Here is a 19,419-nt window from a genome sequence, read left to right as displayed (position 1 = left end):
GCTGCCAGCCTATTCGATGCCTTTTTCCTTGTAGTAACGCAGAGCACCGGGATGAACCGGAACAGGTGACACGATGGTGCTTTTATCGAGCTTGATTGCCTTTGCGGAAGAATGGGCGGCAGTTAGCTGGTCGAGATTTTCGAATAGCCCCTTGGTCATCTGGTAAACCAGTTCTTCATCCATATCGGGGCGAACGATCAGATAGTTGATCACGGAAGCTGTCACGACATCCTTGTCCTGCCCGCTATAGGTATTCGCCGGGATCGTGTTGACCTGATACGGCGCGCCGATTTTCTCGATAACGTCTGCCGGAACCTCAACCACATTGATGTCCACGGAATTGGCAAGATCGCGCAGCGAGGCGACGCCAAGTCCGGAAGATTGCAAGGTTGCATCCAATTGGCGGTTCTTCATCAGCTCGACGGATTCCGCGAAGGGCAGATATTCGATCTTGCCGAGATCATCATAGGAAAGTCCGGCAGCCCCCAGAATGGTGCGCGCATTGAGTTCGGTTCCCGATTTCGGTGCACCGACGGACAAACGCTTTCCTTTGAGATCAGCCAATGTCTTGATGCCGGATTCCTTGGAGGCGACGATCTGCACATAATTCGGATAGATTGCCGCAAGCGTGCTCAGATTGGTGAGCTTCTTTTTAAAACCGGCTGCTTCATTGCCTTCATAGGCATCGCGCAGGGAATCGCCCAGCGTGAACGCCACTTCACCCCGGCCGCTGTTGATGAGATTGATATTCTCAATGGATGCTTTCGTCGCCTGAACCGAGGGACGCACATCAGGAATGCTCGAATAGATTTTTTCCATAGCGACGCCGAGCGGGTAGTAGACGCCACTGGTGCCACCGGTCAGAATATTTACAAACTCCTCGGCTTTCGCTTGAGCAGCACCGAACACAAGCCCCAATGCGGTAGCCAGAGAAACAGTCGTTTTCCGATTAAAGATTTGCATATTTCCTCCTCACTCCAATAGATTTTGCCATGGTGCAGACACCACGACTAAGCGGGAAGTTTTTGCAGATTACTTCCCCCACTGCATTTCATAAGGTCCTCCCACGGAACTGCGAAGACGCTAACGCATTCTGGGGAGAATCCAAAATGTTTTTGACCGTTATTGCCCAGTGAGTTTAATTCACCATGTTTGCTTTGAAGACGACGAGGTTCTGCCACCGTTATGCAGAGCGCACGGCAAAGCCGTGTTTCAACCAAGATCAAAGCCCACTCGTCCGGGGCTAGCAGTTAACTCGCCAGTGAGAGGTCTGTTACTGGTTCAAACCAGGATAGAAGCTGTCCGCTTTCAGGTCTTACCATTTGAGTAAAACGCGCCCGCCAATCATGCCCAAAAAACCCATGATTGCGATGCCGAGCGTATACCAGATTGCAATAAACGGCATTCCGGATTCCGGACAGTGTAGTGAATAGATAAGAACTCCTACGGCGCCAGCAACGATACCGGCGACAAGACCGGTCAGAGCAGGATCGGCCGGAGCAAGCCGCCGCATGGCAGTAAGCAGAAACCCGAGCATGGGAAGAGCGATGAGAACAATCAACCATGGACAGACCAACGCCGTCCGCCCCCATATCAACACCTCTGCTTGTCCGGGCTCGGCGTTCAGCAGCTGGATTGATGCAGCGCCTGCAAGACAAGCCAGAAGTATGGCCAGCGGCAACCAGTGCAATCCCGTGCGAACGGGCCGCGACAAGGTGAATAATGCGGGGATCAGTATCAATAAAAGCAGGACTGCGTAGCCGAATTTCATCCAATAGGCTGTCGTCGTCATCGCCAACAACAAATCGTGACGCACGCCAAGGAAAACCAGCATAATCGCAAGCCCGCCTACAATGCCTCCCGTCGCATAGCGCAAGAAAAGCTGGCGCATTGCGTGAGGGCCAACCGGTTTGACATCTGCTGTCAGCTTGTCGATCAGATCATCGGTCATGCCCTTTGCCTCCAAATCTTTGCGCTATTGTTGCAAGACCGCGGTGGATGGCGACTTTGACCGCGCTCTGGCTCAAGCCGGTGTCACGTGCGGCTTCATCTATGGATTGTCCCTCGATTTTTACTTTGCGGATCAAACCTGCCGTGCGTTCGGAAACACCGCTCAACATCCGGTCCACATCCATGCGCGCATCGGCGGCTTCAGCATCATCGGACACGGGAACATCCTCTTCCAGAGGTGTAGCAGTCTCACGCCCGTGACGGCGTAGATGATCGACAAGCTTGTGATGTGCAATTCCATTCACCCAGGGTAGAAACGCCATGCCCCGATCATAGGTTATGCGTCGGGTATGGATCGCCAGCAAAGTCTCCTGAATAAGGTCCTCCGCTTGCGATTTATCGCCGAAAAGACGCCGCAGAAAATAAGGTTTCAGTCGGCGCGACAGATCCTCAAGCAAGGTCCGATAGGCTGCCTTGTCTCCGTCGAGCGCCAATATCATCAGTTTTTTCAACCTCTCTTCGTTCGAATAGGTCAGGTTACAACTCCCAATCACCGGCATATTCGTGAAAGAAGCGGAAAAGGTTACATCTTCCAATGAGGTGATCACATCGCCGTGATCGGTGTAACCATTTGCCTCTGCCTGTCGAAACTCCTCCCGTTACGCGCCGCTGGCGCCCAGATGAACAGGAGTATCGTCATGACCATCAAACAGAACATCATCGTCCTTCCGGCGCTCGCCCTGCTTGCCGCTATATCTTTCACGCCGGTTTCTTTCGCGCAAGACGCGATGAAAACCGACACCATGAAGTCTGACACTATGAAGAAGGATTCCATGGGCAAGCATGACGCCATGAAAGGTGACGCCATGCATAGCGATACAAAAAAGAAAATGAAGAAACATGACGACAAAGCGATGAAGAGCGATGCCATGAAACAGGACGCAATGCAGTCCGACTCCATGAAGAAGCCACAGTAATTGTTCTGGCCCGCCAGTCTTCCCTCACGATTGGCGGGCAAATTACCGGAGCGCAACATCATGAAACAGCTCGTCTATCGCCAGCGTCTGCTGACGCGTCTCACACACTGGATTTGGGCTGCAAGCCTCTTCTTTCTGCTGCTGTCCGGGCTGCAGATATTCAATGCGCACCCCACACTCTATCTCGGCAACGAATCCGGTTTCGACTATGATAATGCCATTCTGGCAATTTATGCCGTCGAGGGCGAAAGCGGCCCTGAAGGTCGTGTCGATATCTTGGGCAAAAGCTTCCAGACAACCGGTTTTCTCGGCGTATCGGGAGCCACAGGCGCTCCCGACTATCAGGCATTTCCCCCAGCGTTGACCATTCCGTCCTATCGCGATCTGGCAACCGGACGTGTGGTTCACTTCTTCTTCGCCTGGGTTCTGGTGGGCACGCTCATGCTATGGTTGATCGGCAGTGTTCTGAACAGGCATCTGAAGAACGAGCTACTGCCATCTGCATTGGAAATAAAGAGCCTGCCCGGCGATTTTCTCAACCATCTAAAATTTCGTTTCCAGCATGGGAAAACATACAATCCTATGCAGAAACTGACCTATTGCATGGTATTTTTCGGCCTTTTCCCGATGGTTATAATTACGGGGCTGGCCATGTCTCCCGGCATGGATGCCGTACTGCCGCTGACGGAATGGCTCGGCGGACGCCAGACAGCCCGCACTCTTCATTTTGTAGCCGTTTTCCTGCTTTGCGCATTCGTCGTCATTCATATCGTGATGGTGCTTGCGGCAGGTCCGTTCAACGAAATGCGATCGATGATTTCCGGTTGGTATCGCGCCGATCTTCCGAAAAAAGACGAGGACAGGCACCCATGAGCAAGCTGAATCTTTCCAGACGACAGTTCCTAACTTTTTCCGGAGCCGCAGCCTCTTCCATTATGTTGAGCGGTTGTGATGCTTTCGATTTTGTCGGCAACAACGAAAGCGCTACGCGGCAAGTCCTCGAAAAGGCGAACGATCTGACCTACCTCATTCAACGGCAACTGCAGGGACATAATGCACTTGCAAGGGAGTATGGGGAAAGCGAGCTGCGTCAGGGTCAAAAACCGAATGGTGAAACCAATCCTGCGACGGAAGAATATGAAGCACTTCGCGCAGCCGATTTCTCAGACTATGTTTTGCAGGTAACAGGTCTCGTGGAAAAACCGACAAGTTTTTCGCTGGAGCAACTGCGCAACATGCCAGGGCGCACCCAGATCACCCGCCACGACTGCGTGGAAGGCTGGAGTACAATCGCCAAATGGACAGGCGTCCCCTTGAGCCAGATTCTCGATGTGACACGCCCCACGCCATCCGCGCGCTTTGTCGTCTTCCACTGCTTCGATAGGGTAGACGGCGCGAAAGGAGCAGCGTCATTTTACGGCAGCATAGATCTCATCGACGCCCGTCATCCGCAGACTATTTTGGCATATGGTCTCAATGATCGTGTCCTGCCGGTAGAAAACGGAGCTCCGCTTCGTCTGCGCGTAGAGAGACAACTCGGATACAAGATGAGCAAATACATCAAGTCGATTGAGCTTGTCTCAAGCTTTGCGGCCATTCAAGGTGGGAAAGGTGGTTACTGGGAGGACTATGGCTATGACTGGTATGGTGGAATATGAGCCTTTGAAATGCCCGGCTCCGGTGCTGGTTAAACGCAGATATTCCGAGTGGAATAAGCACTTTCCGCACTGGAACAAAGCGGCCACTAATTATTTTGGATCTTCGTGACCGGATTATCAGCCCCCAAAGCACGCTTCACCGCTGCACGCGCCGACGCCAGATCCGGCATGACCCAGTTCGGCTCGCTACCAAGAAACTTATCAAGAAATGCTATCGCATAACCCGGCATTTCCGAGACGTTTTCCTTGTAAGACCACCATGTCCGCAGCTCATCAGCACACTGATCGATATCCGGAACAGTACCGAATTCCTGCTCCTGCACAGCAGCAATCGCGCAGATACAGTAGTTTGTGTAGAGAAAACCTTCTGGCCAGAAGCTGACGATTTCGTAAAGACGCGCGGCATCGTCTGCAGCGTGCTTTGGCGGCGAAACGACCTTCGCAGGTGACAAGCGGATCAGCTCTCGCAACACAAGGCCCGCAGCAAAGGTGATGAAATCCTTACGATCCACCTTGGCGAAACGCTTGTTCTGATTAACGAGCTCCACCCAGTTCAGGAAGGCTTCTGTGAGCTTCTTTTCATCAATCTCATATTCGACGCCATAAAGCTCATGCAGTAAGCTCGCATGTTTACGGAACGTCGCCCTGAACCAACGCAGCTGGCGCAGTCGATGACGCAAATCTGGCATCGATGCCATTTGTTCTCTGAGTAGCAAATCCATGTTGCGAGCGGCCTCCCGTTTACAAACGACATTATGCGAAACCGATTGCAATGTCAGTCGTCATTCGTCTTCATTTGCTGACAAAATTATACATATTGACATTCAAGAAGACAAATGTTCTCTATTTACTGAAGGACGAACTCGGAAAATATCCTATTCGTCCTTCGTGGGAGGAGAACAAAATGGCTATCTGGCAATGGGCTTTGCTGGCGCTCGCCTTGCTTTGGGGCTTTCAGTCTCTGGGCGTCTGGTTTCAGATGCGTCACTATTCCGATGTGATGAAAGGCATCACCTCGAAATATTCTGACGGCTTTGTCGGCGCGGGTCATGTGCGAGGCCGCTTCGGCAGAGGCGTTATTGTTTTGCTCGTCGTAGACCGCAATTTGGTGGTGCGACGCTTCCTGCAAATGAGCGGACGAACAGTTTTTGCAAAATTCAGCCGCCGCGAAGGCTTTGAGGGCATGCGCCTCAGCGAGTTGCAGGACAATCCCGCAATTGGAGAAGGAACGCCTGAAGTGGTGGCTGCTGCCAAGCAGGCGATAGAGCAGATCGGTCGCATAAGAGATCAATCCGATGGGATCGAACTCGAAGGTCTGAAGGCAGTGGGAGCATAGGAGTTGCTTGCCTGAAACAAGCAATCGAGGAGGAGCAATGTCGATAGTGACGATGTTGGCACAACATGCCGACGTAACAATGCAATCTATACATATGGCCGGCAGCATGATTTCCGATGCGGCCCTGCATGGCAAACATGCTGCAGAGCACGCGGGAAATGATCTTCTGCAGCTTGCGCAAGCAACAACCACCGCGCCAGCCGATGTCGGCAGCGGCGGAATTACCGTTGATCAGTTCAAGGAACGCCTTCAGAACGTCCAGCAAGAAGAACAGCTGGGCTGGCTTGCTTCAATCGGCAAGCATTTCATTGGCGTCTTCCAGAAGGGCGGCGAAGTTTTTGCCGGGTTTGTAACGGGTATTATTCCGACGCTCGTCGTGCTGATGACCGCCTTCTATGCCGTAACCGAACTGGTCGGTGAAAAGCGCGTCCACGGCATTGCCCGCAGCGCCGGACGTATCGCGCTTACCCGCTATACGGTTCTGCCGGTTCTTTCGGTGTTCTTCCTGACCAACCCGATGGCCTACACATTCGGGTCGTTTCTGGACGAAAAATACAAGCCCGCCTTCTATGACGCGGCTGTTTCCTATGTTCATCCGCCACTGGGTCTCTTCCCGCATATCAATCCGGGCGAATACTTTGTCTGGGGCGGCGTGCTCGTTGCACTTCTCGAACTTGAGAAGAAGGGCGCAGTTCCAACGGGTTATCACATCAACGTCGCCATCTGGTACGCCATCGTTGGTCTCGTCGTGATCCTCCTTAAAGGCATGCTCACAGAACGCATCACCGCCATCATGGCGCGGCGTCAAGGCATTGAGCTTTAAGCGGGAATTGGGGAGGACGACATGGTAAAGACCTATAAGGCAGTTAAAATTTCCCGCGGCTCAAATGGCTGGGGCGGTCCGCTTGTCATTCAGCCGACAGAGCAACGCAACAAGGTGGTTTCGGTCACTGGCGGCGGCATTCATCCGCTTGCACGCCGGATTGCCGAATTGACCGGAGCAGAGGCCGTTGATGGCTTCCGCTCACCACCAATTGAAAGCGAAATGGCAGTCGTGGTTGTCGATTGTGGCGGCACTGCCCGCTGCGGCGTCTATCCGCGCAAGCGCATTCCAACGGTAAACATCACACCGGTTGGACAATCCGGGCCACTGGCGCAGTTCATCACCGAGGACATTTACGTGTCAGGTGTGAAGCCGGAAGACATCGTTTCTGCTGACGGCTCGACCGCCGCTGCCCCTGCAGTTGCCGCAGTTGAAGAAGAGCCTGCGCCGGTAGAACAGCCGAGCGAAGGCGGCTTGGTCGGACTGATCAGCAGTATCGGTCGTGTCATGGGCCGTGTGGTTGGTATCTTCTTCCAGGCGGGGCGCCGCACAATCGATCAGGTTATCCGTAACGTTTTGCCATTCATGGCATTCGTGACCATGCTGATCGGTCTGATCCTCTATACAGGCATTGGCGATATTCTTGCCCAGCCGCTTGGACCGCTAGCCAATAATATTGTCGGCTTGCTCGTCCTTTCCGCCATCTGCGGCTTGCCGTTCCTGTCCCCAATCCTCGGACCGGGCGCGGTTATCGCGCAGGTCGTCGGCGTGGCGATCATAGGACCGCAGATCGCCAACGGCACAATCGCTCCGGCCATGGCCCTGCCTGCGCTCTTTGCCTACAACACGCAGGTCGGTTGTGACTTCGTGCCGGTTGGTCTCGCGCTCGGTGAGGCGAAACCCAAGACAATCGAAATTGGTGTTCCGGCAGTTCTGATCAGCCGTCAGATCATGGGGCCACTTTCGGTCCTGATCGCATGGGTTGTCAGCCTCGCAGTGCTTTAAGACGTTCAGCCTGTCGCAGCAAAAGCGGCGGCAGGCAATCTCCCAAACATCTGCAATGTCGATGTCCCCTGATCACTATTTCCGGGCATCGAAGACCATACCAAGAAAGGACCGCCTCTATGTCGATACATCTGAAAACGCGGATCACCGCGATCGGCCCGGAAGTTGCGGATCTCGCTGAAGGCGGCGTTCTCATTCTTTTTGCAGATGGGTCGCCACCTGAACTCGCTGAAGTTTCCGTAATGCATGTCGTGGAAGAAGGCCCGGAAGCGGCCGCACCTGCTGTCGGAGCCCGCATCACCATCGGCTCGCTCAACGCAGAAATCACTGCTGTCGGTGATAGCGCCTGGCAAAAAGTACGCGAAATCGGCCACGTCGTTATTTCGTTTACGGGCGCACAATCGACAGATCGTCCAGGCGAAATTTGCGCTACTGAAATCGTCGGCGAAGAGCTTGTCGCTGCTCTCAAAGAAGGGCAGATTATCACCATTGGCGGCTGAATCTGGCCATCATTGGATTTGGAATTACGTGTTAAAACAGATAATTGGAACAAGTTTCGACATTTAAAATGTTGGAATGTTTCAGATGTTGCTTTGAGGCTTATATAAATGGAACGCTCGACTATCGTCCGGGTGCATGAAGGGCTGCATGCGCGCCCCGCCACCCGCTTCGTTAAACTGGCCAAAGGTTTTGAAAGTGACATCGAAATCGCCAAGGCCGGAAAAAGCGTAAGTGCCAAAAGCTCCGTCAAGCTGATGCTGCTTGGTGTGAAAGAGCTTGATGAAGTGACCGTTCGTGCCGATGGTGCCGATGCCATTGAAGCCATCGAAGCTTTGATTGGCTATCTGGAAAACCCGCAAGCTGGTCTTGAAGAGGCCGCTGCACCCACTGCTACCCCTCAAGCAGAAACCACGCCGCCAGCCGCTACTCAGCCTGCGATTTCGATAAAGCTGCCCACGGGTCAGATAAAAGGCATTGGTGCGAGCGAAGGCATCTCATTGGGTACTGCGTTTCCGTTTTTTCCTGAAGAAATCAAGCCGTTGGGCCGGAAGCTTGCAGCATCTGAAATAGACACCGAGATTGCCCATTTTAAGTCGGCTATCGCGACGGTACAGCAACGCATGGATGCTTCGCTCTCCAGCGGCAACCTCGCTGACGCTGACAGAGGCATCATTGCGGCATTAAAGGATATTGCTGCGGATGATAGCCTGACCGACGAAGCACTTGGGCTCATTCGAGATGGTTTAGATGCCATTTCGGCGATGCTTGCTGCAGCTTCCACGGTTGCCGGGCAGTTTGCGGCACTCGACGATCACTATCTTAATGCACGTGCAGATGATGTGCATGCCGTCAGTCGCCAGATCTGTCTTGCACTTCTCGGCAAGGAAGATATCAATCTGGAAGGCTTGCCGGAAGGATCGGTGCTTATTGCCGAAGACATCGGCGCCTGGGATCTGGCACGTGCACCGCTCAAAAAAATCAAAGGTGTTGTCTGCGGACATGGCGGCGCCACATCGCATGTTGCGATCATCGCCCGCACGCATGGCATTCCGGCTGTTCTTGGCCTGGGGAGTGCAATCCATGAGCTCGAGAATGCAAAGACCGTAGCAGTGGACGGAACGTTCGGCATCGTTCATGCCGATCCAGACCTGGCTATCCGCAACGAAATCGAAGCGCGTATTTCCAAAGCAATGCAGGAAAAGCAGGCTCTGGATGCTTATCGCTCGATCACGCCGCGTCGCGCAGATGGAAATATTATCGAAGTTGCCGCCAATATGGGCGCACTTGAGGAGATCGACGTCGCGCTCGAAGCCGGCGCCATGGGGGTTGGTCTTTTCCGCACTGAGCTTCTCTTCATGAAGCATATTCATCTGCCGTCCGAAGACATGCAGGCCGAAACCTATTCGGCGCTTCTCAAAGCATTTGCACCACATTCGGTTATTGTCCGGACGCTCGATATCGGTGGCGATAAGCCCATTGCAGGCATCGAGTTTCCCGAGGAAGAAAACCCTTTCCTTGGCTGGCGCGGCATTCGCATGTGTCTGGATCGTTTGGATGTATTCAAGCCGCAGTTGCGCGCATTGCTGCGCGCAGCAGTCAATGGTAACCTCAAGGTGATGCTGCCGATGGTCTCGGATGTCGGAGAAATTCGCGCAACCAAACGACTGATCGCAGAATGCATCAGCGAACTTACAAACGAAGGTAAAGCTTTCGCCCAGTTCGACCTTGGCGTTATGATTGAGACACCGGCGGCTGTTTTTGCCGCCAGAGAACTCGCAAAAGAAGCGGCTTTCTTCTCCATCGGCACCAATGATCTCACGCAGTATGTGATGGCTGCGGATCGGCTCAATCCAACCGTTGCGAAGCTCAACGACGTAAGCCACCCGGCTGTCATGGCGGCAATCGAGATGACCGCAAAGGCGGGTACCGAAGCAGGCATCATGGTGGGCATGTGCGGCGAAGCTGCAGGAAAGCCGGAACTCATCGGCGAATTCCTGCGCATGGGACTGACCGAGCTCAGCATGAGTCCGGCTTCAATTCCCCGCGCAAAAAAGCTGATCGCAGATATGTTTGGAAACTAAACTTCATCTGCGACGCATCTATAAAACAAAGCCCGGATCATCGTATCCGGGCTTTGTTTTATGGCAGGTGTGCAATCAAGGTCTGGAACAGATTTTCGAGCTGTGGATGATCTCGATCTTCAGCAGCCTGCATCAGACGCTCATGTCTTGCGTCCAAAGCCAGAATGGCGCTCTCAAGTGGGTCAATTCCTTCCAGGTCGCCAGCTTTCGCTGTGGCCAGTCCGCATGCCAGGCCAACAGCAGCGAAACACATTGTTTCGAATTTACGTAAAGCCTGCGGATCGCAATGGCCATCCAATGAAATAAAACGAACCGGCTTTTCCGCAAGAAGCTCGAAAAACATGGCCGTGATGGCCTTGGCCGTTTCGGCTACTTTTTTGTCGCCCGCCTCGGCGGCAACCGCGCTCTTCAAGAGAGCTCCATGTTTGCGCATTACTTTTGCATGCACGGTGACAAACACAGCTTCCTGAATCAGCACATTCTGCAACTGATGGCGGCGGAGCACTTCCTTCGTGAGATAGTACATATCCTTGCGGAACGCGCGCCCACCTTCAGCTCCTGCGCCGAAATAAACCGACAGGCTTCTCACATGCGGCGCACTGTTATGAACATTCGGGTTCGATGAAATCAACGAAATGGAGATTGTTTCAGCTGTGGTCAGCGCCTTGTCCATCATGCTCGCAGCATGTCCAAGCAACAGTTCCGGCGACACGATTTCACCCGGCCGGGAAGCGGCTTGTTCGCCCTGCAAACTTTCATGACGATTGCGGCGAATCATATATCGAACCTCACGCAGCCGGTCTTTCAGATTGACTGCAATTTCTTCCGAAAGAATGCGTAGCATGTTCATTTTCCTTAACCGAAGCGCCACCGGAACAGCCTGGACAGAGCACATGAATTATTGTTTGCCTTCACATGGAAAAGCAATAGGTTCGCTTTAAGAGTATCACTTCTATAAAGCAGTATTGCGCCAATAATTTGAGGGATTATTTTGAAAAAAGCTGGCAAGAAGACGCAAAAGAATCCGGAGACAGCTGACCTCATCATTGGATCGGAAGGCGTTGCCGCCGAAAACCGCACGAGCCGGTTGAGAACGCGTGCCGCGTGGATGTATTACGTCGAACAAATGACCCAGAACGACATTGCTGAAGCGCTTGGCGTCGGTCGTGTCACAATCGTTCGCCTTCTTGCTGATGCCCGTGCTCGCAATGAAGTAAAAATTACCATCGAAGGCAAGCTGGCAAGCTTGACCGCATTGGAAGTGGAGCTTGAAAAGACCTTTGGTCTGGAACGCGCGATTGTCGCGCCGCTCTCTTCATCTGACATTGATCCTATTCCACCGATCAGTGCTGCCACCGGCGCTTATCTGTCGGAAAAGGTGCAGCACGGCATGACGATTGGCGTCGGCTGGGGGCGCACCCTTTCCAGCACTCTGCAGCACATCGGTGCCCGCCCGCTCAACGATTTGAAAGTGATCTCGCTGCTCGGCGGCATCGTGCAGCCACGCCGTTCCAATCCGCCGGAATTTGCCTGGCAGTTTGCGCAGATTTTTCAGGGTGAAGGCTATCTTATCCCCGCCCCTGCTCTGGTTGATAGCAAAGAGACACGGATCGCTCTTATCGAACGTTGCGGATTGAATACTGTGCTGGATATGGCCGAAGAATTGGACATGGTTCTGCTCAGCGTCGGCGACATTCAAACCGCCAGCAGCACGTCTTATCGTGTCGGCCTGATTGACGAGGAACAGAAGCTATCGCTCATTGCAAATGGCGCTGTTGGCGACGTACTTTTCCACTTCTATGACAAGAACGGCAAGATCGTTGATGATCCCGTGCACGACCGCGTCATGTCGGCCAAAATTGAAAGTCTTCAGAAGACGCCGCAACGTATTCTTACATCAGGCGGCAAAGAGAAAATTGCCGCTCTGCTTGGTGCAATCGAACTTCTGAAACCCACCGTTCTCATCACCGATGAAGAAAGTGCAACACAGATGCTCAAGGACAGGGCGCAGTCCGAGTAACAACAAAAAGCACATCGCCGCAAAACGATGTGCTTTCTTTTTAATCACACCAGTTGAACATCAATTGGCAGCAGCCGTTGCACACTCTTTAAGGATTTGCAGCACCGCAGCCCGCTCTTCGATTTGTGGCATATGTCCACAACCTGCGAAAATGTGGACGCCAACTTTCCCCGGCAAACCATGAGCCTGGGCAACGGGAATAACCCGATCTTCGGCACCGAAGATGAGCCGCACCGGCATTGCAAGCGAGGCAGTGCTTGAGCGAACCTCAAATGTCTGCGTGCCATCTGCAAAGAACCGGGCACCAATCGCTTCCTGTGTATTGCGCAGTTCTGCGTCGGAAGCCTGAGCAACGGTTGCATTGATGAATGGCTTTGTCAGATGGCTCTCATCGGCAACGAGCAGCTTCAACCAGGGAACGATGCTGGCTTCGCTTTTCGCGCCGATAAGACCTTTTATGAACGCACCGTTGACCTGCGGCCCCAAACCACCCGAAGAGATAAGCAACAGGGAACGCACATCGACAACGCCACGCGCAGCGGTGACTGTGGCGACGGCCCCGCCAAGCGAATGGCCGACCAACAGGCACGACGTCACACCGAAAGCAGCCAGCGTCGCTTCGACTGCAGCAGCAATGTCATCAATGCTTTCAGGAACGACACGTGGTGAATTACCGTGTCCCGGAAGATCAAGCGCCAGTATCGGGTGGCCAAGCGACGCCCCGGCAAACAAGCCACGCCATGAGTTGAGGTCTGCGGCAAAGCCGTGGATCAGCACAATCGGCAACCGATCGGCCTCGCCCTCACGCAACCAGACTGCGTTAAGCTGACCGGGCACGGATGGGTCAGCATTTTTAATTGCAGGCGATTTAGCCGATACTGCATGCTTCGCAATGCCGGTATTGCCTTCAACGTCCTTCTTCTGCACGCGGCCCTTCGGACCTGAGCCCTGAATGGTGGCGAGATCAATGCCTGCTTCACGGGCGAGCCGCCGTGCGAGCGGTGTTGCCCGCACATCATCTGCTGAACCATTTTTATCGTCTTGGGAGGATTTTGGTTCAACCGGTTTTGGTGCTACCGTCTCAATGATAGTTTCGACGGGCACAGCAGCAATTGGCTCTTCAACGACGGGCGCTGACTTGGCACTACGTTCTTCACCTTCGTCATAAATCCAGGCGACAGTCTGACCAACCGGGACAACAGCGCCTTCTGCGGCACTGATATCCGCAATAATGCCTGATGCCGGAGCATCGACTTCCATCGCCGCCTTATCAGTCTCAATTTCAAAGAGAAGCTGGCCTTTCGTGACAGTATCGCCATCCTTGGCGTACCAGCGCGAAATCTGCCCCGTCTCCATATCCATATCGACCTTGGGGAGAATGACTTCCACAGCCATGGTCAGCGCACTCCTTTAGCCAGATCACGCGCACTTTTCAGGATATCAGGCACCTGCGGAACCGTTGCACGTTCAAGATCAGGATTGTAAGGAATTGGAGTTTCTGCCCCGCCAAGACGCACGATTGGCGCATCAAGATAGTCAAAGGCATCACTTTCCGCGACGATTGCGGAGATTTCAGCACCGATGCCAAGCGTCTTTACAGCTTCATAAACGCAGAGGAGCTTGGACGTCTTCTTGACGCTTTTAATGATGGTTTCATGATCAATCGGACGCACGGTGCGCAGATCGATCACTTCAACATCAATACCTTCCTTGGCAAGTTCGGCAGCCGCATCAAGTGCTTTGTGCACCATGATTGCGGTTGCAACGATGGTCAGATCACGGCCTTCACGAACCACTTCTGCCTTGCCGATCGGCACGGTGTAGAAGCCTTCAGGAACCGGACCTTTCATCTTATAAAGCAGCTTGTGTTCAAAGATCATGACGGGGTCTGGATCTTCAACGGCTGCAAGCAACATGCCTTTGGCGTCATAAGGTGTCGACGGCTGCAAAACTTTGAGACCGGGAACATGACCAAGCCATGCTTCAAGGCTCTGGCTGTGCTGCGCTGCAGCACCTGTTCCCGAGCCAGCCGGGAAGCGCATGACCAGTGGCACAGAAACCGCGCCGCCAAGCATATAGCGGATTTTGGCAGCCTGATTGACGATCTGCTCCATAGCAAGTGCTGCAAAGTCGGAGAACTGAAATTCAAAAATCGGACGCATACCGGTCAGTGCTGCGCCGACAGCGACACCCGCGCCGCCCAGTTCTGAAATCGGGGTGTCCATGACACGGTCCTCGCCAAAGCGATGCACCAGATCCCCTGTCACCTGAAATGCGCCGCCATAGACGCCAATATCTTCACCCATCAGGAACACGCGGTCGTCGCGTTCCATGGCAATCGCCATTGCTTCCTGAATGGCTTGCGAATAGCTCAACTCACGGATTGCTGTGTCCATGTTCAAATATCATCCGTGTAAACGTCGCGGGTCAGGTTGGTCAGATCGGGTGCAGGGCTGTTCTTGGCGAACTCAATCGCCTCAGCGATCTCCTTCTCCACCTCGGTACGGATCGCCTCGATCTCGGCATCGTTGATGAAGCCATAGGCTTTCAAGTCGGCCTCAAAATGCGCGATTGGATCGCGATCGTTCTGCCAGTGCTCGATTTCTTCCTTGGTGCGATAGCGGTTGCGATCGCTCTTGGAATGACCACGAATGCGGTAGGTCTTGTTTTCAATGAGCGTAGGCCCATCGCCGCGCCGTGCGCGTTCGGTGGCTTCATTCACGGCCTCTGCCACTTCCGACAGATTGTTGCCATCCACGATCACGCCCGGCATGTTATAGGCCGATGCACGATCAGCGACATTGGCAACCGCCGTCGAACGCTTGGTCGAAGTAGACATCCCGTAACCGTTGTTTTCGCACACGAAAATGACAGGGAGCTTCCAGACCGAAGCCATATTGAGTGCTTCGTGAAAAGCACCCTCATTGTTCGCACCATCGCCAAAGAACGACACGACCACCTTGCCGTTTTTCTGCTTCTTGGCGGAAAGAGCTGCACCGACCGCAATCGGGATACCGCCGCCGACAATGCCGTTTGCACCAAGATTGCCCTTGGAAACGTCAGCAATGTGCATCGAGCCGCCACGGCCTTTGCAATAACCGGTTTCCTTGCCGAAAAACTCAGCAAACATGCGCTTCACGTCTGCACCCTTGGCGATGCAGTGGCCATGACCACGATGGGTCGAGGTGATCATGTCGTCATCGTTAAGTGGCAGGCACGAGCCCATCGCGCTTGCTTCCTGCCCGATGGACAGATGCATCGTTCCATGAATGAGGCCACGCGTGTAGCTTTCTTCCGCGCCCTCTTCAAAGCGGCGGATGAGATACATTTTATGCAGTGCTTCTTTCAGCTGTTCCGGCGAATAAGTGCGGAAAGCATAAGGCAAATTGTGACGGTCGCCCGTATCCTGCGGTTCGACTTTTTTGGCTTGAACCATGATGTTTTGTCCTCACGCTCCGTAAACGAGCTTGTCCTGACGTGCGCGCAGCTCGGCAATCTTGGAGCCGGGAGCTACAGCCGCATTGTCGTAAGTGATCAGTTCGCCTTTTTTGATCGGCTTGGTCACGCTGCCACCCTGCAACAACCCGCATGGGATCGCATGCGCGCTTCTTGCTTCACCGGAAGTCATGATCCAAGCGCGGTAGCAATATTCGCCAATCGCATCGAGCTTTTCGCCCGGCTGCATGTCCTTCTTTGCAACGGCTGCCACTTCGGCGACCGGCTTTGAAAGCGGAACCATGTCCGGCTTGCCATAGAGCACAACGCGGGCGCAGGTGAGCGGCACTTCAAGGGAAGTCAGGTGATACGGACGATGGAACGTGAAATATGGACCCTTGCCCATTTTCAGATCTTCCATGCGCTCGGAAATACGCGGATGCGACATGTCGGCGACAACAAATACGCCCGGCGCAACACCCTTGCCGATGGAATAATCGACCACACCGACCTTCGACAGCACGCCGCCATCCTTTTCAGGGATCAGCGTCTTATTGAGCTGGTCGAGCGTTGCAGCAGGGCCGTGCATACCGGCCTTATCGGGGACGAGACCTGTGGCATTGGCAATAGCCGCCATTTCAACCATGGTCTTTGAACCGTCAACGAATTCCACCAACATGCGTACATTCATGTTACGGCGCGTGGCTTCTTCCATATATTCATCTGGAATGGCGTCGATATTGAGCGGATTGTTCTTGCCCTTGCCCGCCGCCACAATCGGATGACCCATGGCAGTCACAAACTCGATCAGCTCCATACAGGATGACGGCTCATCGCCTGCGCCCAGCGAATAGGTCACGCCAAGGCGCTCGGCTTCGGCTTTCAGATATGCACCGATGGTGACGTCCGCTTCGACATTCATCATGACAAGATGCTTGCCATGCTCCATAGCGCGCAGGCCGATTTCGGCCCCCACAGCTGGAACACCGGTTGCATCGATCACGACATCGATAAGATCATTTTCGAGGATCAGATTGGCATTGTCGGTTACAGCAACCTTGTGCGCTTCCATAGCAGCAGTCAGGTCGGAAGCTGTCGAGACCTCGCGGCCATGGCCTTCTTCCTGAAAAGCAATATCCACTGCCTTGAGTGCATTTGGAACGCGCAATTCGGAGATGGCACCAACCTCAATACCCGGCATATGTGCAACGCGCGTGACGATATCGGTGCCCATTTCGCCGGAGCCAATCAGTCCGATGCGAATTGGGCGCCCACTATCCGCCCGCGCCTGCATGTCACGCGCCAAACCTGTCAACGCCACATTGGTTGCCATCGTTTCCTCCTGAACGTCCCTGCAAAATTCTCGCAGTCTCCTCTGATGCATTATCGATTAATGAACATTTGTTTCTAAGTCAATACCAGTGTTCATTTCTCGCAGCGTTTACACCTCCCGAAATGCCATCTTGTTATTCAACTTTAGTTTGCTATAGAATACAAATGTTCTGCCGTTTCGCCCAATTCACATTTTGAAACGTCGATACGTGCGAGCTAATAATGATGTTCTGTTAGTTCGGTGCACTTTGGGACGTGCTCCGAGGGGGAGGAGAGATAAATGGACGCATTTCTGAGCGGACTTAAAACGGCAGTCGATACGCTTGGGGCGACAGTCCTGTTGCCTATCGTGATTTTCATTATTGCAGTGGTACTTGGGGCGAAGGTCGGCAAAGCCTTCCGTGCAGCCATAACAATTGGCGTCGCTTTCATCGGTATCAACCTGGTCCTTGGCCTTATGTTCACCTCTATCGGTGAAGTGGCTCAGGCAATCGTCACCAATACAGGCATCAAACGCGACATCGTTGATGTGGGCTGGCCATCGGCTGCAGCCATCGCCTTTGGTTCATCCGTGGGCTTGTGGGTTATTCCAGTTGGTATTCTGGTCAACATCGTCCTCCTGCTGATGCGCTGGACGCGCACGCTCAATGTGGACGTATGGAATTTCTGGCACTTTGCTTTCGTAGGCTCGCTGGTTGTCGCTGCAACCGATAACCTCGCTTATGGCATCATCATTGCAGCACTGGTTGCAGCACTGTCGCTGTTGTTTGCAGACTGGTCCGCACGCGCTGTTCAGCAGTTCTATGGCGTACCCGGTGTGTCCGTGCCGCATCTGGCCTCGGCGCAGATCCTGCCAATTGCCATCGTGCTCAACTGGATCATGGATCGCATCCCCGGCATCAACAAGATCAACATCAACACCGAAACCATCGAACGTCGCTTTGGGGTTTTCGGTGAGCCGGTCGTGATGGGGCTGATCATAGGTCTCGTTCTTGGTACTATCGCATTTTATAATGCAGGCGACTTCGGCACGATCCTCGCCAAGGTTCTCGGCACCGGCATGACGCTTGCAGCAGTCATGCTGCTTCTGCCGCGCATGGTGAAAATCCTGATGGAAGGCCTGCTGCCGGTTTCTGACGCTGCACAGGAATTTGTGCGCAAGCGCACGGGCGACCGCGAACTTCTCGTCGGTCTCGACTCGGCAATCCTGATTGGACACCCGGCTGCAATCTCGTCGTCACTCATTCTTGTGCCGATTGCGATCATTCTGTCGGTCATCCTGCCGGGCAACCGCGTGATCCTGTTCGCCGATCTTGCCGTCATTCCGTTCATCGTCGCCATGACGGCACCGCTTCTGAAAGGGAACGTGTTCCGCATGGTCGTCGTCGGAACCATCACACTGGCCATCGGCTTCTATGTCGCCAATGCGCTCGCACCATTGTTCACCAGCGCTGCTGTTTCATCGGGCTTCAAGCTGCCTGAGAACGCCTTGCAGATTACTTCGGTGGTCGATGGATTCCTGTGGGTGCCTTACGTCATCATCTCGGCCATCCAGTGGCTCGGTGCTATTGGTATCGCGGTAATCGCCGTGGTTATTGCAGCACTTTTCATGCTCTATCGTCGCAATACGCAGGCATGGGAACGCGCTGCGGGTGCTGAGGACGAACCTGCAGACGAAATTGCAGCCTGAGCGCGGCAATGATCGCTGCATGAAATACAAGTCGCACGTCGAGATCGGCGTGCGACCTTCTTTGAATGGAGAATGGAATGGCTGCTGGTCTGATTGATTTTCTCGACCCACAAGCGATCGAGCTTCAGAGCGACGCAAAAACCAACGAAGAGATTATCCGGATATTGGCGGGCAAGCTGGAGAAACTTGGCTACGTCAAGCCAAGCTATGCTGATGCCGTCGTTAGCCGCGAATTGTCCATGCCTACCGGATTGCCACTAGAGCGCGATGATAACGTCGCAGTCCCTCACACCGATCCTGAACATGTGATCAAGGCTGGTATTGCATTCGCGACGCTGAAATCGCCCATCCAGTTCGCCAATATGGAAGACCCGGAAGAAGCTGTCCCGGTTGGATATGTGTTTCTGCTTGCTATCAACGACAAGGACAAACAGATTGAGACCTTACAGCAGATCATGGCAACCATTCAGGATGCTGATGCACTCGACAGGCTGAAGGCCGCACGCACGCTTGAGGACGTTCAAACTGCCTTGCAATAAAGGCTAGAGCATTTCCAGCAAAAGTGCGAAGCGGTTTTGCGTCGGATAATGCGAAAAACAAAGAAATAGAGC

Annotated in this window: 20 protein-coding genes; 11 read left to right on the top strand and 9 right to left on the bottom strand. The window is 53.7% G+C overall.

What is annotated here, in order from left to right; all coding sequences use genetic code 11:
• Positions 1–9: 9 nt before the first annotated feature.
• The 3 genes from FG152_RS00370 to FG152_RS00360 form a co-directional block, all read right to left on the bottom strand.
• The gene (locus FG152_RS00370) at positions 10–963 is read right to left on the bottom strand and encodes a TAXI family TRAP transporter solute-binding subunit (RefSeq protein ID WP_010659281.1); all 954 of its coding nucleotides are present in this window, start codon (positions 961–963) and stop codon (positions 10–12) included.
• Between the two features lie 352 nt (positions 964–1,315).
• Positions 1,316–1,951 carry an NrsF family protein gene (locus tag FG152_RS00365; RefSeq protein ID WP_010659282.1) on the bottom strand — a complete coding sequence of 212 codons (636 nt, stop codon included), beginning with the start codon at positions 1,949–1,951 and terminating at the stop codon, positions 1,316–1,318.
• Positions 1,941–2,450 carry a sigma-70 family RNA polymerase sigma factor gene (locus FG152_RS00360; RefSeq protein ID WP_029376017.1) on the bottom strand — a complete coding sequence of 170 codons (510 nt, stop codon included), beginning with the start codon at positions 2,448–2,450 and terminating at the stop codon, positions 1,941–1,943. Before FG152_RS00360 ends, FG152_RS00365 begins: the two co-directional genes overlap by 11 nt.
• 198 nt (positions 2,451–2,648) lie before the next feature.
• Between FG152_RS00360 and FG152_RS00355 the strand changes: the two genes are divergently transcribed.
• Genes FG152_RS00355 through FG152_RS00345 form a run of 3 tightly spaced genes read left to right on the top strand, consistent with a single transcriptional unit; the run spans position 2,649 to position 4,585 of the window.
• On the top strand, positions 2,649–2,927 hold the full coding sequence (locus FG152_RS00355) for a pentapeptide MXKDX repeat protein (protein ID WP_029926454.1): 279 nt from the start codon (positions 2,649–2,651) through the stop codon (positions 2,925–2,927).
• A gap of 60 nt (positions 2,928–2,987) precedes the next feature.
• On the top strand, positions 2,988–3,800 hold the full coding sequence (locus tag FG152_RS00350; RefSeq protein WP_010659285.1) for a cytochrome b/b6 domain-containing protein: 813 nt from the start codon (positions 2,988–2,990) through the stop codon (positions 3,798–3,800).
• On the top strand, positions 3,797–4,585 hold the full coding sequence (locus FG152_RS00345; protein WP_010659286.1) for a molybdopterin-dependent oxidoreductase: 789 nt from the start codon (positions 3,797–3,799) through the stop codon (positions 4,583–4,585). Before FG152_RS00350 ends, FG152_RS00345 begins: the two co-directional genes overlap by 4 nt.
• Positions 4,586–4,671: 86 nt before the next feature.
• Here FG152_RS00345 and FG152_RS00340 read toward each other — a convergent pair whose 3' ends face one another.
• Positions 4,672–5,307 carry a hypothetical protein gene (locus tag FG152_RS00340; RefSeq protein ID WP_029376018.1) on the bottom strand — a complete coding sequence of 212 codons (636 nt, stop codon included), beginning with the start codon at positions 5,305–5,307 and terminating at the stop codon, positions 4,672–4,674.
• A 182-nt stretch (positions 5,308–5,489) separates the two neighbouring features.
• On the opposite strand from FG152_RS00340, the gene FG152_RS00335 reads away from it, so the two are divergent.
• From FG152_RS00335 to ptsP, 5 genes are all read left to right on the top strand, one after another.
• The gene (locus FG152_RS00335; protein ID WP_029376019.1) at positions 5,490–5,921 is read left to right on the top strand and encodes a transcriptional regulator GutM; all 432 of its coding nucleotides are present in this window, start codon (positions 5,490–5,492) and stop codon (positions 5,919–5,921) included.
• A gap of 37 nt (positions 5,922–5,958) precedes the next feature.
• Positions 5,959–6,744 carry a PTS glucitol/sorbitol transporter subunit IIC gene (srlA, locus tag FG152_RS00330; RefSeq protein WP_029376020.1) on the top strand — a complete coding sequence of 262 codons (786 nt, stop codon included), beginning with the start codon at positions 5,959–5,961 and terminating at the stop codon, positions 6,742–6,744.
• Between the two features lie 21 nt (positions 6,745–6,765).
• Positions 6,766–7,749: a PTS glucitol/sorbitol transporter subunit IIB gene (srlE, locus tag FG152_RS00325; RefSeq protein ID WP_010659290.1), complete on the top strand. Its 984-nt coding sequence runs from the start codon at positions 6,766–6,768 to the stop codon at positions 7,747–7,749.
• A gap of 119 nt (positions 7,750–7,868) precedes the next feature.
• The gene (locus tag FG152_RS00320) at positions 7,869–8,249 is read left to right on the top strand and encodes a PTS glucitol/sorbitol transporter subunit IIA (RefSeq protein WP_010659291.1); all 381 of its coding nucleotides are present in this window, start codon (positions 7,869–7,871) and stop codon (positions 8,247–8,249) included.
• A 108-nt stretch (positions 8,250–8,357) separates the two neighbouring features.
• Entirely contained in the window at positions 8,358–10,331 is a 1,974-nt protein-coding gene (gene ptsP / locus FG152_RS00315) for a phosphoenolpyruvate--protein phosphotransferase (RefSeq protein WP_105529170.1), read from the top strand.
• A gap of 58 nt (positions 10,332–10,389) precedes the next feature.
• Here the strand turns inward: ptsP and FG152_RS00310 are convergent, their stop codons facing one another.
• Complete coding sequence (locus FG152_RS00310) at positions 10,390–11,109, bottom strand: hypothetical protein (protein ID WP_226622634.1); 720 nt, start codon at positions 11,107–11,109, stop codon at positions 10,390–10,392.
• Positions 11,110–11,322: 213 nt separating this feature from the next.
• Between FG152_RS00310 and FG152_RS00305 the strand changes: the two genes are divergently transcribed.
• Positions 11,323–12,351: a sugar-binding transcriptional regulator gene (locus FG152_RS00305; RefSeq protein ID WP_010659294.1), complete on the top strand. Its 1,029-nt coding sequence runs from the start codon at positions 11,323–11,325 to the stop codon at positions 12,349–12,351.
• Positions 12,352–12,411: 60 nt separating this feature from the next.
• Here FG152_RS00305 and FG152_RS00300 read toward each other — a convergent pair whose 3' ends face one another.
• The 4 genes from FG152_RS00300 to FG152_RS00285 are packed head-to-tail and all read right to left on the bottom strand — an operon-like array spanning position 12,412 to position 17,119.
• Positions 12,412–13,746 carry an acetoin dehydrogenase dihydrolipoyllysine-residue acetyltransferase subunit gene (locus tag FG152_RS00300; protein WP_010659295.1) on the bottom strand — a complete coding sequence of 445 codons (1,335 nt, stop codon included), beginning with the start codon at positions 13,744–13,746 and terminating at the stop codon, positions 12,412–12,414.
• 2 nt (positions 13,747–13,748) lie between these two features.
• The gene (locus tag FG152_RS00295) at positions 13,749–14,747 is read right to left on the bottom strand and encodes an alpha-ketoacid dehydrogenase subunit beta (RefSeq protein ID WP_010659296.1); all 999 of its coding nucleotides are present in this window, start codon (positions 14,745–14,747) and stop codon (positions 13,749–13,751) included.
• 2 nt (positions 14,748–14,749) lie between these two features.
• On the bottom strand, positions 14,750–15,787 hold the full coding sequence (locus FG152_RS00290) for a thiamine pyrophosphate-dependent dehydrogenase E1 component subunit alpha (protein ID WP_010659297.1): 1,038 nt from the start codon (positions 15,785–15,787) through the stop codon (positions 14,750–14,752).
• A 12-nt stretch (positions 15,788–15,799) separates the two neighbouring features.
• Entirely contained in the window at positions 15,800–17,119 is a 1,320-nt protein-coding gene (locus tag FG152_RS00285) for an NAD(P)H-dependent oxidoreductase (RefSeq protein WP_010659298.1), read from the bottom strand.
• A gap of 279 nt (positions 17,120–17,398) precedes the next feature.
• On the opposite strand from FG152_RS00285, the gene FG152_RS00280 reads away from it, so the two are divergent.
• Positions 17,399–18,808: a PTS galactitol transporter subunit IIC gene (locus FG152_RS00280; RefSeq protein ID WP_010659299.1), complete on the top strand. Its 1,410-nt coding sequence runs from the start codon at positions 17,399–17,401 to the stop codon at positions 18,806–18,808.
• A 77-nt stretch (positions 18,809–18,885) separates the two neighbouring features.
• On the top strand, positions 18,886–19,347 hold the full coding sequence (locus FG152_RS00275; RefSeq protein ID WP_010659300.1) for a PTS sugar transporter subunit IIA: 462 nt from the start codon (positions 18,886–18,888) through the stop codon (positions 19,345–19,347).
• The last annotated feature ends 72 nt before the right edge of the window (positions 19,348–19,419 follow it).

Origin of the sequence: Ochrobactrum sp. XJ1, assembly GCF_024701725.1 — a bacterium.
GTDB classification, from domain to species: domain Bacteria; phylum Pseudomonadota; class Alphaproteobacteria; order Rhizobiales; family Rhizobiaceae; genus Brucella; species Brucella anthropi.
The sequence above is the reverse complement of the archived record's forward strand: the minus strand, read 5'-3'. Positions and strand labels throughout refer to the sequence as shown.

What these genes read in the sequence shown, in the direction of transcription:
- FG152_RS00350 (WP_010659285.1), top strand. Translation starts at nt 2,988, where the DNA reads ATGAAACAGCTCGTCTATCGCCAGCGTCTGCTGACGCGTCTCACACAC.
- FG152_RS00355 (WP_029926454.1), top strand. Translation starts at nt 2,649, where the DNA reads ATGACCATCAAACAGAACATCATCGTCCTTCCGGCGCTCGCCCTGCTT.
- FG152_RS00285 (WP_010659298.1), bottom strand. Translation starts at nt 17,119, where the DNA reads ATGGCAACCAATGTGGCGTTGACAGGTTTGGCGCGTGACATGCAGGCG.
- ptsP (WP_105529170.1), top strand. Translation starts at nt 8,358, where the DNA reads ATGGAACGCTCGACTATCGTCCGGGTGCATGAAGGGCTGCATGCGCGC.
- FG152_RS00370 (WP_010659281.1), bottom strand. Translation starts at nt 963, where the DNA reads ATGCAAATCTTTAATCGGAAAACGACTGTTTCTCTGGCTACCGCATTG.
- FG152_RS00365 (WP_010659282.1), bottom strand. Translation starts at nt 1,951, where the DNA reads ATGACCGATGATCTGATCGACAAGCTGACAGCAGATGTCAAACCGGTT.
- FG152_RS00345 (WP_010659286.1), top strand. Translation starts at nt 3,797, where the DNA reads ATGAGCAAGCTGAATCTTTCCAGACGACAGTTCCTAACTTTTTCCGGA.
- FG152_RS00310 (WP_226622634.1), bottom strand. Translation starts at nt 11,109, where the DNA reads ATGATTCGCCGCAATCGTCATGAAAGTTTGCAGGGCGAACAAGCCGCT.
- FG152_RS00300 (WP_010659295.1), bottom strand. Translation starts at nt 13,746, where the DNA reads ATGGCTGTGGAAGTCATTCTCCCCAAGGTCGATATGGATATGGAGACG.
- srlE (WP_010659290.1), top strand. Translation starts at nt 6,766, where the DNA reads ATGGTAAAGACCTATAAGGCAGTTAAAATTTCCCGCGGCTCAAATGGC.
- FG152_RS00280 (WP_010659299.1), top strand. Translation starts at nt 17,399, where the DNA reads ATGGACGCATTTCTGAGCGGACTTAAAACGGCAGTCGATACGCTTGGG.
- FG152_RS00335 (WP_029376019.1), top strand. Translation starts at nt 5,490, where the DNA reads ATGGCTATCTGGCAATGGGCTTTGCTGGCGCTCGCCTTGCTTTGGGGC.
- FG152_RS00275 (WP_010659300.1), top strand. Translation starts at nt 18,886, where the DNA reads ATGGCTGCTGGTCTGATTGATTTTCTCGACCCACAAGCGATCGAGCTT.
- FG152_RS00290 (WP_010659297.1), bottom strand. Translation starts at nt 15,787, where the DNA reads ATGGTTCAAGCCAAAAAAGTCGAACCGCAGGATACGGGCGACCGTCAC.
- FG152_RS00340 (WP_029376018.1), bottom strand. Translation starts at nt 5,307, where the DNA reads ATGGATTTGCTACTCAGAGAACAAATGGCATCGATGCCAGATTTGCGT.
- FG152_RS00295 (WP_010659296.1), bottom strand. Translation starts at nt 14,747, where the DNA reads ATGGACACAGCAATCCGTGAGTTGAGCTATTCGCAAGCCATTCAGGAA.
- FG152_RS00320 (WP_010659291.1), top strand. Translation starts at nt 7,869, where the DNA reads ATGTCGATACATCTGAAAACGCGGATCACCGCGATCGGCCCGGAAGTT.
- FG152_RS00360 (WP_029376017.1), bottom strand. Translation starts at nt 2,450, where the DNA reads ATGATATTGGCGCTCGACGGAGACAAGGCAGCCTATCGGACCTTGCTT.
- srlA (WP_029376020.1), top strand. Translation starts at nt 5,959, where the DNA reads ATGTCGATAGTGACGATGTTGGCACAACATGCCGACGTAACAATGCAA.